Raw genomic sequence first — 1,462 nt, 5'->3', positions numbered from 1 at the left:
GGCTCTTCGGACATCCGGTGGGGGTCATGGGGTGAGGCCGCCGGCGGCGAGGAGCATGCGGAGCCGGTAGTTGTGCCGGTTGCGGTAGCCGCGGGCGAGGCGGCGATGCAGCTCGATGATCCCGTTGACGGCCTCGGTGCCGCCGTTGGATGAGCGCCCGGTCGTGAAGTAGGCCAGGAACGCTTCCCGCCAGCGGCGGAGGGTGCGGCCGAGGCGGGCGATCTCGGGGATCGGGCAGGTGTGGAACGTGTCGACGACCTTCTCCGCGATCCGCCGCCCCGCGGCGAGATCCTTCTGGTGGTAGGCGGAGCGCAGTTCCTGAGCGCACTGCCACGCGATGAACACCTCGTCGTGTGCGGGATCAGCCTCAATCGCGGTTACCAGCCGGGCGCGCTGCTTGTCGGTGAGGTTCTCGGCCCCGGCGCGGAGGATGGTCTGGATCCCGTAGAGCGGGTCGCCCTTGCGGCCGCGGTGCCCGAGGGTGCCTTGCTGGACGCGGCGGCGAACCTCGTCGACCGCGGCAGTGCCGAGCTTGACGACGTGGAACGCATCGAGCACGGCGGTGGCGTCTTGCAGCTTGTCATCGATCGCGGTCTTGTAACCGGCGAACGGATCCAACGCCGCCACCTTCACGCTGCGCCGGAACGCGTCGCCGCGCTCACCGAGCCAGGACGCATACGCCTTCCCGGACCGGCCCGGGACGAGGTCGAGCAGCCGGGCCCGCGTCTTTCCGTGGTTGTCGCGGGTGAGGTCGACCATCCCGGTCAGCTCCTTCGGGCCGCGTCTGCGGGGGTCGACATGGTGCCAGATGTGTTCGTCGACGCCGAGCGTAGTCACGTTCTCGAACCGGGTCTCATCGGCGGCCAGCTTGACGAGCTCGGGTTCGATCGCCCGCCACACGGTCTTCCACGAGGTCCCGAGCTGCCGGGCCAGGCCCGCGATCGTGGCGTGCTCGCGGCGCAGCTGCCCGATCGCCCAGCCGATAGCGCGCGTCGTGATCGACCCGCGGCCGGCGACCAGAGCCGGCAACTGCTCGGTGAACGTCTTCCGCACACAGTCCTCGTCGTCGCACCGCCAGATCCGCTGCCGCCACATGATCCGCACCCGGCTCACGCCCGGCACATCATGCAACACCCGGCGGCGACGCCCGCGGCCCGTCGCGACGACCCCGCACGATGGGCACCCGGCCGGCGCCGCGGGGCTCGAGACCGTGACGATCAGCAGCCCATCGCGGCGGTCGACGTGCTCGACATGGACGCCATCGAGGCCCAGCAGCAGATCGCAGCGGAGGCAGGAACAGCAAGCAGAGCGCGCGGAAGCGCACCCCGAAGTAGGGTGAAGCACGTCGAGGTCCTCGTGGTCGATCAGAGAGTTAGCGCTTCTGATCCTCGGGGACCTCGACCCCTACCCGCCGACCATCACCCGGCGAGCCTCACCCCCACCGAATGTCCGAAGAGCCGGA

Annotated in this window: 1 protein-coding gene; it reads right to left on the bottom strand. The window is 70.0% G+C overall.

The annotated features are described in order from the left end of the window. Positions 1 to 24 precede the first annotated feature (24 nt). Positions 25 to 1,344 carry an ISL3 family transposase gene (locus AS96_RS09190; RefSeq protein WP_442921703.1) on the bottom strand — a complete coding sequence of 440 codons (1,320 nt, stop codon included), beginning with the start codon at positions 1,342 to 1,344 and terminating at the stop codon, positions 25 to 27. Between the last annotated feature and the right edge of the window lie 118 nt (positions 1,345 to 1,462).

The organism is Microbacterium sp. MRS-1, from assembly GCF_000585455.1.
In the GTDB taxonomy this organism is placed as follows: Bacteria; Actinomycetota; Actinomycetes; order Actinomycetales; family Microbacteriaceae; genus Microbacterium; species Microbacterium laevaniformans.
The sequence above is the reverse complement of the archived record's forward strand: the minus strand, read 5'-3'. Positions and strand labels throughout refer to the sequence as shown.